Origin of the sequence: Gibbsiella greigii (assembly GCF_039540155.1) — a bacterium.
Taxonomy (GTDB): domain Bacteria; phylum Pseudomonadota; class Gammaproteobacteria; order Enterobacterales; family Enterobacteriaceae; genus Gibbsiella; species Gibbsiella quercinecans.
The window spans coordinates 263,009-277,205 of the sequence record NZ_BAABEM010000007.1 but is presented as its reverse complement, the minus strand read 5'-3'; the positions used below and the strand labels follow the sequence as shown (position 1 = coordinate 277,205).

The window sequence follows — 14,197 nt, the reverse complement described above, 5'->3', positions numbered from 1 at the left end:
CCCCTCAAGGGGTTATCCATAGGTAAATCAGGGGGAAAGCACACCGCCAAGCACAAAAGTGGTAAATAAAATTTTGCACATTCGGGCAAAAATTAAGAGCAAGTGAAATTGTGTAATCAGGGGAGCGGCATCATACTGAACACCACAAAAAATAACTGCAGTGCCGATATCAGAGAAGGATTTTCCGATATGTTTTCCCGTTTTTACCTGAAGGCCGGTCTGCTCGCGGCAGCCTTTGGTGCCGTTTTGAACGTTTCCGCTACCACAGCGCATGCGGCAAAAGAAATGCCGTTGGGCCAATTTGCCGCCAGGCAGATCCGCCACATCGCGACCTATTTCCCCGGCAGAATGGCCGGCAGCCCGGCGGAATTGCTTACCGCAGACTACCTGAAGCAGCAGTTCATCAACATGGGTTACCAAAGCGACGTTCGCAGTTTCAACACCCGCTATCTCTATACCAGTAAAGACGGCAAACAAAACTGGAACAACGTCACCGCCAGCTCGGTGATTGCCGCCAAGCCCGGCGAGACGCCAAAACAAATCCTGATCGTCGCCCACTTTGACACCTATCTGCCGCAGAGCGATGCCGATCTGGATCACAACCTCGGCGGCCTGACGTTACAGGGCGTGGACGATAACGCCTCTGGCGTCGGCGTGATGCTTGAGCTGGCGGAACGGATGAAAGACATCCCCACCCACTACGGCCTGCGCTTTATCGCGACCAGCGCAGAAGAGATTGGCGCGCTCGGCGCGCAAAATTACCTGCAGCGCATGAGCGAGGACGAGAAGGCGAATACCGTGTTGGTGATCAATCTCGATAGCCTGATCGCCGGCGATCGCCTCTACCTCTCCGCCGGGCGTAATACGCCTGCGGATGTGGCCAAAGCCACACGCGATCGTGCGTTGAGTATTGCCCGCCGCTATGGGATCGCCGCCGCCATTCCCCCGGGCAATAAAAAAACCGGCAGGGAAAGCGCGGATGATGATGCCTTTGATCAGGCAAAATTCCCCACGTTGACGATGGAAGCGGCCAACTGGCGGTTGGGGAATAAAGATGAGGATTTGCAGCGTGCAATCAGCCCGCACTTCCCGCAGGGGCTGACGCGGCACCGGCCGCAGTATGACAACCTGCAATATCTGGAACGCTATATGCCAGGGCGCATTGATAAACGCAGCCGTGAAAGCGTGCAGATTCTGCTGCCGTTGATCAAAGAGCTGGCGCAGGCACACCCGGCAAAATCAGCTAAGGGCTAGGCGAGGTAATGGCACGGTTAACGGGCCCTGCTACGGTTAGCCTTCGTGCAACCCGCATTCACGCTTAAGGCCGAAGAAGCGGGTTTCCTCTTCACTCATGCCCGGTTCCCATTTACGGGTCGTATGAGTGTCGCCAACCGACAAGTAGCCTTGCTCCCACAGCGGGTGATAGCCAAGCCCGTGTTCGGTCAGGTACTGATAGATTTTACGGTTGTCCCACTCAATAATCGGCAGAAGTTTGAAAACCCCGCGCTGCACCGCCAGCACCGGCAAGTTGGCGCGGCTGCCGGACTGTTCGCGCCGCAGGCCGGCAAACCAGGTTTGGGCGCCGAGCGTTTGCAAAGCGCGGTTCATCGGCTCAACCTTGTTGATCAGGTTATATTTCTCAATGCCTTCCACCCCTTGTTCCCAAAGCTTGCCGTAGCGCGCTTCTTGCCAGGCCGGTGACAGCTCGGCGCGGAACACTTTCAGGTTCAGCTGCAGTTGGTCCACCAGTTGATCGATAAACTGGTAGGTTTCCGGGAACAGATAGCCGGTATCGGTGAGGATCACCGGGATATCCGGTTTGATACGCGTCACCAGGTGCAGGCACACGGCAGCCTGGATACCAAAACTGGATGACAGCACAAACTCGCCGGGCAGATGTTCCAGCGCCCATGCCACGCGCTGTTCCGCCGACAGGGTTTCCAACTGCGCATTAACGGCCGCCAGTGCCTGTTCTTGCTCGGGCTTGGGCAACGCGCTCAGCGCCGCCAGATCGAATTCAGCCATATGTCCGGCCTCCAGATGCTTGATGATGGCCCCTCACCCTAACCCTCTCCCAAGGGAGAGGGGATATGGGGGGTACCTTACCTACCGGGGAACGCCCCTCACCCTAACCCTCTCCCAAGGGAGAGGGGATATGGGGGGTACCTTACCTACCGGGGAACGCCCCTTACCCTAACCCTCTCCCACAGGTAGAGGGGATATGGGGGTACCTTACCTACCGGGGAACGCCCCTCACCCTACCCCTCTCCCATAGGGAGAGGGGATATGGGGATACCTTAATCTACCGGGGAACGCCCCCTCACACTAGCCCTCCCCCACAGGGAGAGGGGATCGTTCGTGCTAATGCTGCCGGCCCTGCGTCTTCTTTCACAAAACCTATTCCGGGCACCGGTTACTCCCTCTCCCAATGGGAGAGGGGATCGTTCGTGCTAATACTGCCGGCCCTGTGTCTTCTTTCACAAAGCCTATTCCGGGCGCCGGTTACTCCCTCTCCCTGTGGGAGAGGGGCGGGGTGAGGGCAAGCGGGCACCGGTAATCAATCCCAGAAATCACGTGCGGAATCCACCACCGGCTTGATAATGCCGGAACGCACGGTGAAATCGCCGAACCCTTCACCCGCCTGGCGCTCTTTCGCCCAGCGGCCGACCAGGTGATCGATCTCTTTCAGGATTTCTTCTTCGTTAATATTTTCACGGTACATCCGCGGGATCCGCGTGCCCTCACGGTTGCCGCCCAAATGCAAGTTATAGCGGCCAATGGCTTTGCCCACCAGACCAATTTCGGCCAACAGCGCGCGGCCACAGCCGTTCGGGCAGCCGGTGACGCGCAGCACGATATACTCGTCACCCACGCCGTGCTGATGCATAATCGCTTCCACTTTGGAGACAAACTCCGGCAGAAAACGTTCGGCTTCCGCCATCGCCAGCGGGCAGGTCGGGTATGATACGCAGGCCATCGAGTTTTTGCGCTGTTCCGTCACGTCGTCGTCAATCAGGCCATACTTGCGCGCCAGCGCTTCGATCTTGGCCTTTTGCCGCGTTGGCACGCCGGCCACGATCAGGTTTTGGTTGGCCGTCAGGCGGAAGTCCCCTTTATGGATCTTGGCGATTTCAGCCACACCGGTTTTCAATGGCCGGCCTGGATAATCCAACAAACGCCCGTTTTCAATAAACAGCGTCAGATGCCAGTGGTTATCCACGCCCTTCACCCAGCCGATACGATCGCCGCGATCGGTAAACTCATACGGGCGAATCGGTTCAAACTTAATGCCGGCGCGCTTTTCCACTTCCTCGCGGAACACGTCGATACCCACGCGTTCCAGGGTATATTTGGTTTTGGCGTTTTTACGATCGGTACGGTTGCCCCAGTCGCGCTGGGTGGTCACCACCGCTTCCGCCACCGCCATGATATGTTCCAGCGGAATATAGCCAAACTCACTGGCCTTGCGCGGATAGGTCTTCTTGTCGCCATGGGCGATGGATAAACCGCCGCCAACCAGCAGGTTAAAACCGACCAGCTTGCCGTTGTCGGCAATGGCGACAAAGTTCATGTCATTGGCGTGCAGATCAACATCATTCAGCGGCGGGATCACTACCGTGGTCTTGAACTTGCGCGGCAGGTAATTCGGCCCCAGGATCGGCTCTTCATCGGTGGTAGCCACTTTTTCCTGATCCAGCCAGATCTCCGCATAGGCGCGGGTGCGCGGCAGCAAGTGCTCGGAAATCTTCTTCGCCCATTTATAGGCTTCCTGATGCAGCTCGGACTCCACCGGGTTAGAGGTACAAAGCACGTTACGGTTCACATCGTTGGCGGTCGCCAGTGAATCCAGTCCCAGTTGGTTCAGTAACTGGTGTGCTGATTTCAGATCGCGCTTCAGGATGCCGTGGAACTGAAAGGTCTGGCGGTTGGTCAGGCGGATACTGCCATACAGCGTATTTTCCTGTGCGAATTTATCGATGCCCAACCACTGCTGCGGCGTCATTACACCGCCTGGCAGGCGGCAGCGCAGCATCATCGCATGGCGCGGCTCCAGCTTCTGTTCGGCGCGCTCAGCGCGAATATCACGGTCATCTTGCTGGTACATACCGTGAAAACGGATCAACAGGAAGTTATCACCGTTGAAGCCGCCGGTCAGCCCGTCGTTTAAATCTTCGGCGATGGTGCCGCGCAGGAAGTTACTTTCGCGCTTCATGCGTTCGGCATCAGCCAGTTTGCCTTCTACCACCAGAGGCCCGGTGTGTTTATCACTCATCAGTAAACATCTCGCTGATAACGGCGCTCAAGGCGCAGCTCACTTAAAAATTCATCTGCCTGCTCGGTATCCATGCCACCGTGCTCGGCCACCAGTTCCAGTAATGTGTTCTCAACGTCTTTCGCCATGCGATTGGCATCGCCGCAGACGTAAATGTGTGCGCCTTCCTGAATCCAGCGCCACACTTCCGCACCCTGTTCACGCAATTTGTCTTGTACATAGACTTTATGTTGTTGATCGCGCGACCAGGCCAAATCAATACGGCTCAGCAGGCCATCTTTGACGTAGCGCTGCCATTCAACCTGGTAAAGAAAATCTTCGGTAAAGTGCGGGTTACCGAAGAACAGCCAGTTTTTGCCCGTGGCGCCGTCGGCTTCACGCTGCTGCATAAAGGCGCGGAACGGGGCGATGCCGGTGCCTGGGCCAATCATGATCACCGGCGTATCCGGGTTGGCTGGCAGGCGGAAGTTCTCATTATGTTCAATGAACACCCGCAACTCGCCATCTTCTTCCAAGCGATCGGCCAGGAAGCTGGATGCACCGCCAGCACGCGGGCGGCCGTCAATCTCATAGCGCACCACGCCAACGGTGATGTGCACTTCGTCTTCGTTTTCCGCCTGTGAAGAGGCGATGGAATACAGGCGCGGCGTGAGCGGGCGCAGCAAACCGACCAGTTGCTCGGCGCTGAGATCCACCGGCGCCTGGCGCACCATATCGACAATCGGCGTATTACGGGCGTAGTGCTGCAATTTGGCTTTATCGGCCAACAGCTCAATCAGCTTCTCGTCGCGTGCCAGCGCGGCATACTTTTCAACGATTGGCGTAGTGTTCTGCGTCAGTTCAAAGTGGCTGCGCAGCGCCTGCGCCAACGGCAAGGTTTTGCCTTCCACTTCAACCGGCTCATCGCCCTTCAGCCAAAGCAGTTGCACCAGCTCATCCACCAACGCCGGATCGTTTTCAAACCACACGCCCAGCGCATCGCCGGGTTGGTAACGCAGGCCGGCGTCGCCCAGATCGATTTCGATATGGCGCACGTCTTTATCCGAGCCGCGGCCGGTGATCTTTTGGTTGACCGACAGCGTGGCGGCCAGCGGCTGTTCTTTGCTGTACGGGCTGCTGTCTATTTGATCGATAGCGCCGCTGGCCAGCACGCCAGGGGCGGCGTTTTCCGCCGGGGCGCGCGATTTGAGCACCTCAACCACCTGCCGGCGCCAGGCCGCCGCCAGCTCTTGGTATTCCACATCGGCATCAACGCGCTCCACCAGCCGCTCGGCGCCCAGTTCGGCGAGCCTGGCATCGAAATCTTTGCCGGACTGGCAGAAATTCTCATACGAGGTATCGCCCAGGCCAAAGACGGCAAACGCGGTGTTATCCAGCTTGGGCGCTTTTTTCGAATGCAGGAATTTATGCAGCGCCACAGCCTCTTCCGCCGGATCCCCTTCCCCCTGAGTGGAGGCGATAATAATCAGCAGCCGCTCTTGCGCAATCTGCTTGAATTTATAATCGCCGGCGTTCACTAAGGTGACATCCAGTTTGGCTGCCAACAGCTCATCACGCAGCTGTTCCGCCAGGCGGCGCGCATTGCCGGTTTGTGAAGCCGAAATCAGGGTGATACCGGCCGCCGTGGCCGAAGGCGGGGTGAGCGCCGTGGCGGCAACGCCGGGTTGCTGGTTGACCATTCCCCAGAAATAGCCCGACAGCCAAGCCAGCTGCGTCGGTGAATAATCGCCTATCGCCGTCTGTAAGCGTGACAGCTGTTCGGGCGACAGTGGGAGCAAAGAAGTTGGAGGAGCCTGAGTCGTCATTGCGCACATGTTTCCTATACGTAACCAGTACTGGATGCTGGCTTTTCGTTGTGTTCCGTGTCCTGAAAAGATCAGGTGAGTTTGTAAGGTTACAGAGCAGAATAACAACAAATAAATAAGGGATAGCAATAAATAATAACCAAAATGACTAAGCTGTTTTTCTGGTAATGGATAGCGGTTAAATCACTAAATAATTATTTTTATTTATTTGAAATAAAAGGGGTTTTAAATCCTGTTTTTGAATGAATCGCATTTGCGGCTAACTTGCTGTACGGGTAAGCAGAGGTCAGACCAAACAAAAAAACTGTTAAGCAACACCTCGCGGCAGTGTGCGGCAACAAACGCGGTATAAATGGCATGCAGCGCTGCTTTCCGGTACTATGCGGCGGTTTTTGAGTCAATGAGGCCGTTATAATGGCAACCACGCTGTTTAAAGATTTTACGTTCGAAGCCGCACACCTGCTCCCGCACGTGCCTGAAGGGCATAAATGCGGCCGGCTGCATGGGCATTCTTTCATGGTACGGCTGGAAGTCACCGGTGAAGTGGATCCCCATACCGGCTGGGTTATAGATTTCGCTGAGCTTAAAGCGGCATTTAAACCCGTCTGGGAACAGCTGGATCACCACTACCTCAACGAGGTGGAAGGGTTGGAAAACCCCACCAGCGAAGTGCTGGCCGCCTGGATCTGGCGCCAAATGAAACCGCGCCTGCCGCTGCTTTCCGCCGTCATGGTTAAGGAAACGTGCACCGCAGGCTGCATCTACAAAAGTTAACGATAAGGGCGCTGTAACAGCGCCCTTATTTCAGGCAATATCCAAATATTTGTGCGTCTGCATCGAAAGCCGCCAATTGCGCGCAATGCAGGTTTCGATACACAGGCGCGTCGCCTCTTCTTTCTGGCTAATCGGCTGCAGGGCAATCACCCGCTGTTTATCATCGTGCAACATCGCCAGTAGCGCATCCAGCGCCTCAATGTCGCGCTGCCGCCCCACCGGATGCTTTATCTCATCGGCGCGTGCCAGAGCCGTGGGCAACACCTTAAGGCCGCCGCGCATATTCACTTTCGGCGATACCGTCACCCAGGTGCCCTGTGAACACAGGATGGTATGCGTGCCGCTGGTTTCTATCTGGCAGGAAAAGCCGTGCTGTTCAAACAGAGTTGTTAACGGGGCCAGATCGTATATACAGGGCTCGCCGCCGGTGATGACAATATGACGTGCGGTATAATCCTGCTGGCGCACCACCGCCAGCAACTGCTCGGCGCTGGCGCTGCCCCACGCGGCGCTCTCCTGCGTTTTCACCAGGATCCGCTGCAGATCCACTTCCCGATTGGCGTCCTTCTCCCAGGTGTGTTTGGTATCGCACCAGCTACAGCCAACCGGGCACCCCTGCAGGCGGATAAAAATCGCAGGAACGCCGGTGAAATAGCCTTCACCCTGCAAAGTCTGGAACATTTCGTTAATCGGGTACTGCATCTGTTTCTCAATTCGGTAAATTTAAAGCGCGATTATCGCAGATTCCCCCGCCGCCACCAAATTGCATCTTCCTGCAGCCGCACGGGCGATATCTCATGCACGGCCCCATCATCGCGGCACAAACCACAGGCGAAAAAAAACCCGCCGCAGCGGGTTTTATCTACCAACGAAACAAAAGGCGTGATTACTGGCCTTTGATTTCTTTACGGCCGTTGAATGGTGCGCGGTCGCCCAGCGCTTCTTCGATACGGATCAGTTGGTTGTATTTAGCAACGCGGTCAGAACGGCTCATAGAACCGGTTTTGATCTGGCCAGCAGCAGTACCTACCGCCAGGTCAGCGATGGTTGCATCTTCGGTTTCACCGGAACGGTGAGAGATAACCGCAGTGTAGCCAGCGTCTTTCGCCATCTTGATAGCAGCCAGCGTTTCGGTCAGGGAACCGATCTGGTTGAATTTGATCAAGATGGAGTTAGCGATGCCTTTTTCGATACCTTCTTTCAGGATCTTGGTGTTGGTGACGAACAGGTCGTCGCCCACCAGCTGAATTTTGTCGCCCAGCACTTTGGTCTGGTATGCGAAGCCATCCCAGTCAGATTCGTTCAGGCCATCTTCGATGGACACGATCGGATATTCTTTGGTCAGGCCTTCCAGGTAATGCGTGAATTCCTGAGAAGTGAAGGTTTTGCCTTCGCCTTTCAGCTCATAGTTACCGGTTTCGCTGTTGTAGAACTCAGAAGCAGCACAGTCCATCGCCAGGGTAACGTCTTTACCCAGCACGTAGCCTGCTTTTTCTACGGCTTCTTTGATTGCAGCCAGCGCAGCGGCGTTGGATTCCAGGTTTGGCGCATAGCCACCTTCGTCGCCCACTGCGGTGTTCATGCCTTTGGCTTTCAGTACTTTAGCCAGGTTGTGGAACACTTCAGAACCGATGCGAACTGCTTCTTTCAGGGTTTTCGCGCCAACTGGCTGAATCATGAACTCCTGAATATCAACGTTGTTGTCAGCGTGCTCACCGCCGTTGATGATGTTCATCATAGGCAGAGGCATAGAGAATTTGCCTGGGGTGCCGTTCAGTTCAGCGATGTGTTCGTACAGAGGAATGCCTTTGGAAGCCGCAGCAGCCTTGGCAGCAGCCAGGGAAACAGCCAGGATAGCGTTAGCGCCGAATTTGGATTTGTTTTCAGTGCCGTCCAGATCGATCATGATTTTATCGATGTTAGCCTGGTCTTTAGCATCTTTACCCAGTACGGCTTCAGCGATTGGGCCGTTTACCGCAGCAACCGCTTTCAGTACGCCTTTACCCAGGAAACGAGACTTGTCACCGTCGCGCAGTTCCAGTGCTTCACGGGAACCGGTGGAAGCACCTGATGGCGCAGCAGCCAGGCCTACGAAACCACCTTCCAGATGCACTTCAGCTTCAACGGTAGGGTTGCCGCGTGAGTCGATGATTTCACGGCCGATGACTTTAACAATTTTGGACATATAGGTTTTCCTCAAGTCACAAGTTAAACTAAAACTCCAGACAACAACGCGCGGTTTTCACCGCGCGTTGCTCACTAAACGCTTACTTTACCTGACGTTTCTGGTGCTCACCCGCCGCCTTGACGAAACCGGCGAACAACGGATGTCCATCACGCGGCGTCGAGGTGAATTCCGGGTGGAACTGACAAGCGACAAACCACGGATGGTCAGGCAATTCAACAATCTCAACCAGCTTGTTGTCGGCAGAGCGGCCTGCTACGCGCAGCCCCGCCGCTTCAATTTGCTTCAACAGCATATTGTTGACTTCATAGCGGTGACGATGGCGTTCAACAATCGTTGCAGTACCATACATGCGGCGCACCAGGCTGTCATCCGTCAGATGGCACAGTTGGCCGCCAACGCGCATGGTCCCGCCCAAATCGCTCTCTTCCGTACGGACTTCGACATTGCCGTCTTCATCACGCCATTCGGTGATCAACGCCACCACCGGGTACTTGCAGTCGGGCACAAACTCGGTGGAGTTGGCGTTTTCCATTCCGGCCACGTTGCGGGCAAATTCCATCAGCGCAACCTGCATCCCCAGGCAAATGCCCAGGTAAGGGATTTTGTTCTCGCGCGCATAGCGTGCGGCCATCACCTTACCCTCAACGCCACGGTAGCCGAAACCACCTGGGATCAGGATAGCATCCAAATTTTTCAGAACTTCGACGCCGCGGGTTTCCACATCCTGCGAATCGATCAGCTTGATATTTACGGTCAGGCGGTTTTTCAGGCCGCCATGTTTCAGCGCTTCGATCACGGATTTGTAAGCATCCGGCAGTTCAACATATTTGCCGATCATGCCGATGGTCACTTCACCGCCCGGGTTGGCTTCTTCGTAAATAACCTGTTCCCATTCGGCCAGGTTCGCTTCCGGCGCGTTCAGGCTGAATCGTTTACAAATATAATCGTCCAACCCCTGGGATTTCAATAGGCCAGGGATTTTATAAATAGAATCAACGTCTTTCAGGGAGATAACCGCTTTTTCCGGCACGTTGCAGAAAAGCGCGATCTTCGCACGTTCATTGGCCGGCACGGCGCGATCTGAACGGCAAATCAGCACATCCGGCTGGATACCGATTGAAAGCAGTTCTTTTACCGAGTGCTGGGTAGGCTTGGTTTTCACTTCGCCGGCGGCAGCCATATACGGCACCAAAGTCAGGTGCATATACAGCGTATGCTCGCGGCCAACTTCTACCGCCATCTGGCGGATGGCTTCCAGGAACGGCAGGGATTCGATATCGCCGACGGTGCCGCCGATTTCAACCAGTACCACGTCATGGCCTTCGCCGCCTTCAATAATGCGCTCTTTGATGGCGTTGGTGATGTGCGGAATAACCTGAACGGTCGCGCCCAGATAGTCGCCACGGCGTTCTTTGCGCAGAACGTCGGAGTAGATGCGGCCGGTGGTAAAATTGTTGCGACGCGTCATTTTGGTGCGAATGAAGCGCTCGTAGTGGCCCAGGTCCAGATCGGTTTCTGCGCCGTCTTCGGTGACGAAAACTTCCCCATGCTGGATCGGGCTCATGGTGCCCGGATCCACGTTGATGTACGGGTCCAGTTTCATGATGGTAACGTTGAGGCCACGGGCTTCAAGAATAGCCGCCAGAGAGGCTGCGGCAATGCCTTTACCCAGAGAGGATACGACCCCGCCGGTCACAAAAATATAATTAGTTGTCATGCTGAACCTGAGAGTTTAGGTTTAAAGACGATGGAAGAACCAAGACGGGAAAGTAGTATACCCGAACCCGCCTTGACCTACAAACGATCGTTTTGCCATCCATCATCTCTGCCACCACCGTGGGTTCATCCGGGTTAACCCCATCAATATCGCCCATACAATATTTGTAAAACAACAGGTTAGCGTTAAAACTTCTCTTTTAGCGGCCTTCTGCGGCAAAAAAACATCTTACATTTCAGTTTGTTGCTCTTTACACACCTTGCACTGGCGCCGTAACCAATCCTGTCGCGTAGCTTAACCGTTTCAGCTACGATGAATATTGTCGCCGATCAAACAATCAGTTTTCCTGCTGTTTGACCTGTTGCCAAGCCGCTTCCATTTGATCCAACGTGGCGTCGTTCATGCTCAGGCCCTGCTGCCCGATAATCGCCTCAACCTGGCGAAAACGGCGTTCAAACTTGCGGTTCGCCGCCTGTAGCGCGTTTTCCGCCTTATGGCCCAAGTGGCGGGTGAGATTGACCGTGGCGAACAGCAGATCGCCCAGTTCCTCTTCCAGCTTTTTCTCGTCCACCACCGCCTGACGCGCCTCATGCATCACTTCGTCGATTTCTTCGTACACCTTGTCCACCACCGGCCCCAACGTGTTCCAGTCAAAGCCGACCGCCGCACAGCGCTTTTGGATTTTGTGTGCCTTCATTAACGCCGGCAGCGCCTGGGGAATATCATCCAGTGCAGAATGCAGCGCCTTCTCGGCGCGCTCTTGCGTTTTTATCTTTTCCCAGCGCGCGGCAACAGCGGCGGTATCAGCCGCACTGGCATCGCCAAAAATATGCGGATGGCGGCGTTCCAGCTTATCGCTGATGGCGTGGCAAATATCCTGGAAATCAAACAGCCCCTGCTCCTGGCCCATCTGGGCGTAAAACACCACCTGGAACAACAAATCGCCCAGTTCATCGCGCAGATCGTCATAGTCCTGCCGTTGAATAGCATCCAGCACTTCGTAGGTTTCTTCCAGTGTGTAAGGCGCGATGCTGTCAAAGGTCTGCGTGCGATCCCACGGGCAGCCCGTCTGCGGATCACGCAGCTTTTTCATGATGGTCAACAAGCGTTGCAGTGATGTCACTTGGGTCATGGGTAAATCCTGAACAAATAAAAGCCCGGTATACCGGGCTTAGCATGGAAAGAAAAAGAGCGATCAGTTGCCGTGCAGGCGTTTGGCGTCGATCACATCCGGCAGTTGGTTCAGCTTGGCGATCACCCGCCCCAGCACCACCTGATTGTAGATCTCGATATCCATATCGATGGTGGCCAACTGTTTTTTGGTGTCGCTCCTGCTGGACACGCCCAGCACGTTGACCTTTTCATTGGCCAGGATGGTGGTGATGTCGCGCAGCAGGCCGCTGCGATCGTTGGCGATCACCCGCACCACCAGCGAATAACCGCTAGAATAGCTTTCGCCCCACACCGCGTCGACAATACGCTCCGGCGCATTCTCTTGCAGCTCCGCCAACTGATCGCAATCCGCGCGGTGGATCGAGATACCACGCCCGTGCGTAATAAAGCCGACGATATCATCGCCCGGGATAGGCTGGCAGCAGCGGGCGATGTGGTGCATCAGGTTGCCGACCCCTTCCACCACCACGCGGCCGTCGTCTTTTTTACGCGTAGCCGGCGGCGCTTTCTGCTGCACCAGTTGGCGCAGTGCTTCGCGATCCTGCTCTTCGGCGCTTGGCTGGTTGAGCTTGCTTTGCAGGAAGTTCACCATCTGGTTCAGCCGGATATCGCCACCGCCGATCGCCGCCAGCACTTCATCCAGCGAGTTCATGTTGTAACGCGGGATCAGCAGTTTCTCGGCTTCTTTCAGGCTGATGCACAGATGTTCCAGTTCGTTATCCAGCATCTGCCGCCCGGCGAGGATGTTTTTATCGCGATCCTGCTTGCGGAACCAGTTGTGGATCTTCGAACGCCCACGGCTGGTGGTGACATAGCCCAGGTTGGGGTTCAGCCAATCGCGGCTGGGGTTCGGCTGCTTCTGGGTAATAATTTCCACCTGATCGCCCATCTGCAACTGGTAGGTGAACGGCACGATACGCCCGCCAATCTTGGCGCCGATGCAGCGATGCCCCACATCGCTGTGGATGTGGTAGGCGAAATCAAGCGGCGTGGAACCGGCGGGCAAATCCACCACGTCCCCTTTCGGAGTAAACACGTACACGCGGTCGTCGAAAACCTGGCTGCGCACTTCATCCAGCATCTCGCCGGAATCCGCCATCTCTTCCTGCCAGGCGATCAGTTTACGCAGCCACGCAATGCGTTCTTCATAGCCGGAACGCACCGTCGCGACGCCCACGCCTTCTTTGTATTTCCAGTGTGCGGCCACGCCCAGCTCGGCGTCTTCGTGCATCTGGCGGGTGCGGATCTGGATCTCAACCGTTTTGCCGCGCGGGCCAAGCACCACGGTGTGGATCGACTGGTAGCCGTTGGGTTTGGGGTTGGCGACATAGTCGTCAAACTCATCCGGCAAATGGCGGAAGTGGGTATGGACGATGCCCAACGCCGCATAGCAATCCTGCAGACGCTCGGCCACAATGCGCACCGCTCGCACGTCAAACAGCTCGTCAAAAGCGAGGTGCTTCTTCTGCATTTTGCGCCAGATGCTGTAGATATGCTTTGGCCGGCCATAGATTTCGACCTTGATGCCTTCATCCGCCATCGCCTTGCGCAGCGAGGCCACAAAGTCATCAATAAACTGTTCACGATCGATACGCCGCTCATGCAACAGCTTGGCGATACGTTTGTACTCTTCCGGGTGCAGGTAGCGGAAGCAGAAATCCTCCAGCTCCCACTTTAGTTGGCCGATGCCCAGGCGGTTGGCCAGCGGCGCATAGATATTCGAGCACTCTTTCGCCGCCAGCACGCGCTCGTCTTCCGGCGCGTCTTTCACTTCACGCAGGTGGGCAATACGCTCCGCCAGCTTGATCACCACGCAGCGGAAATCTTCCACCATCGCCAGCAGCATACGCCGCACGTTATCCACTTGCTCCGAGCCCATGGAATCGTTATGGGTGGCTTTCAACTGGCGGATAGCATCCATATCGCGCACGCCATGCACCAGGCTGGTAATGTGCTTGCCGAAGGCTTCATCCAGCGCGGCTTCCTGCACCACGCCGGCATCCACCAGCGGGAACAGCAGCGCCGCGCGCATGCTGTCGTTATCCATGCTCAGCGTCGAGAGGATTTCCACCATCTCCAGGCCACGCCACAGCAGCAGTGCCGCATCCGGGTGGCCCTTGGTCTGCTGCTCACAATATTGCCAGGTTGCGGCCAACCGCTCACAAGACTGTGAATTGGATAGCCCCAAGCTGGCAATCCACGCATCCAGTGCAAACTCTCCGGCCTTATTCAGATGTGCACTTCTTACCGCAACCATAACTTGACTT

The 14,197-nt window shown here is 55.8% G+C and carries 10 protein-coding genes; 2 read left to right on the top strand and 8 right to left on the bottom strand.

Going from position 1 to position 14,197, the window contains the following annotated elements; all coding sequences use genetic code 11:
• The first annotated feature begins 189 nt into the window (after positions 1 to 189).
• Positions 190 to 1,254, top strand: a complete 1,065-nt coding sequence (locus AC559G_RS07815) for a Zn-dependent exopeptidase M28 (RefSeq protein WP_498912109.1) — start codon at positions 190 to 192, stop codon at positions 1,252 to 1,254.
• A gap of 36 nt (positions 1,255 to 1,290) precedes the next feature.
• Here the strand turns inward: AC559G_RS07815 and AC559G_RS07810 are convergent, their stop codons facing one another.
• From AC559G_RS07810 to cysJ, 3 genes are all read right to left on the bottom strand, one after another.
• The gene (locus AC559G_RS07810) at positions 1,291 to 2,025 is read right to left on the bottom strand and encodes a phosphoadenylyl-sulfate reductase (protein ID WP_438599930.1); all 735 of its coding nucleotides are present in this window, start codon (positions 2,023 to 2,025) and stop codon (positions 1,291 to 1,293) included.
• Between the two features lie 532 nt (positions 2,026 to 2,557).
• Positions 2,558 to 4,273 (bottom strand): assimilatory sulfite reductase (NADPH) hemoprotein subunit, encoded by a 1,716-nt coding sequence (gene cysI / locus AC559G_RS07805; RefSeq protein WP_498912108.1) that lies wholly within the window; start codon positions 4,271 to 4,273, stop codon positions 2,558 to 2,560.
• Positions 4,273 to 6,078, bottom strand: a complete 1,806-nt coding sequence (gene cysJ, locus AC559G_RS07800) for a sulfite reductase flavoprotein subunit alpha (RefSeq protein ID WP_498912107.1) — start codon at positions 6,076 to 6,078, stop codon at positions 4,273 to 4,275. Before cysJ ends, cysI begins: the two co-directional genes overlap by 1 nt.
• Positions 6,079 to 6,489: 411 nt before the next feature.
• Here cysJ and queD point away from each other — a divergent pair, with 411 nt between their 5' ends.
• Positions 6,490 to 6,852: a 6-carboxytetrahydropterin synthase QueD gene (queD, locus tag AC559G_RS07795; protein WP_498912189.1), complete on the top strand. Its 363-nt coding sequence runs from the start codon at positions 6,490 to 6,492 to the stop codon at positions 6,850 to 6,852.
• 30 nt (positions 6,853 to 6,882) lie between these two features.
• Here queD and queE read toward each other — a convergent pair whose 3' ends face one another.
• From queE to relA, 5 genes are all read right to left on the bottom strand, one after another.
• Positions 6,883 to 7,554, bottom strand: a complete 672-nt coding sequence (gene queE / locus AC559G_RS07790) for a 7-carboxy-7-deazaguanine synthase QueE (RefSeq protein ID WP_498912106.1) — start codon at positions 7,552 to 7,554, stop codon at positions 6,883 to 6,885.
• Between the two features lie 184 nt (positions 7,555 to 7,738).
• A complete protein-coding gene (eno, locus tag AC559G_RS07785) occupies positions 7,739 to 9,037 on the bottom strand; it encodes a phosphopyruvate hydratase (protein ID WP_279029811.1) in 1,299 nt (432 codons plus the stop codon).
• A gap of 82 nt (positions 9,038 to 9,119) precedes the next feature.
• Positions 9,120 to 10,757, bottom strand: a complete 1,638-nt coding sequence (pyrG, locus tag AC559G_RS07780) for a glutamine hydrolyzing CTP synthase (protein WP_438596398.1) — start codon at positions 10,755 to 10,757, stop codon at positions 9,120 to 9,122.
• A 337-nt stretch (positions 10,758 to 11,094) separates the two neighbouring features.
• Positions 11,095 to 11,889 (bottom strand): nucleoside triphosphate pyrophosphohydrolase, encoded by a 795-nt coding sequence (gene mazG / locus AC559G_RS07775; RefSeq protein WP_438596516.1) that lies wholly within the window; start codon positions 11,887 to 11,889, stop codon positions 11,095 to 11,097.
• 63 nt (positions 11,890 to 11,952) lie between these two features.
• Positions 11,953 to 14,187: a GTP diphosphokinase gene (gene relA, locus AC559G_RS07770; RefSeq protein WP_095845958.1), complete on the bottom strand. Its 2,235-nt coding sequence runs from the start codon at positions 14,185 to 14,187 to the stop codon at positions 11,953 to 11,955.
• Positions 14,188 to 14,197: the final 10 nt, after the last annotated feature.

Bases quoted from the DNA above. Each gene is read 5' to 3' on its own strand.
- cysI (WP_498912108.1), bottom strand. From the start codon at position 4,273: ATGAGTGATAAACACACCGGGCCTCTGGTGGTAGAAGGCAAACTGGCT.
- relA (WP_095845958.1), bottom strand. From the start codon at position 14,187: ATGGTTGCGGTAAGAAGTGCACATCTGAATAAGGCCGGAGAGTTTGCA.
- queE (WP_498912106.1), bottom strand. From the start codon at position 7,554: ATGCAGTACCCGATTAACGAAATGTTCCAGACTTTGCAGGGTGAAGGC.
- pyrG (WP_438596398.1), bottom strand. From the start codon at position 10,757: ATGACAACTAATTATATTTTTGTGACCGGCGGGGTCGTATCCTCTCTG.
- AC559G_RS07810 (WP_438599930.1), bottom strand. From the start codon at position 2,025: ATGGCTGAATTCGATCTGGCGGCGCTGAGCGCGTTGCCCAAGCCCGAG.
- cysJ (WP_498912107.1), bottom strand. From the start codon at position 6,078: ATGACGACTCAGGCTCCTCCAACTTCTTTGCTCCCACTGTCGCCCGAA.
- AC559G_RS07815 (WP_498912109.1), top strand. From the start codon at position 190: ATGTTTTCCCGTTTTTACCTGAAGGCCGGTCTGCTCGCGGCAGCCTTT.
- eno (WP_279029811.1), bottom strand. From the start codon at position 9,037: ATGTCCAAAATTGTTAAAGTCATCGGCCGTGAAATCATCGACTCACGC.
- mazG (WP_438596516.1), bottom strand. From the start codon at position 11,889: ATGACCCAAGTGACATCACTGCAACGCTTGTTGACCATCATGAAAAAG.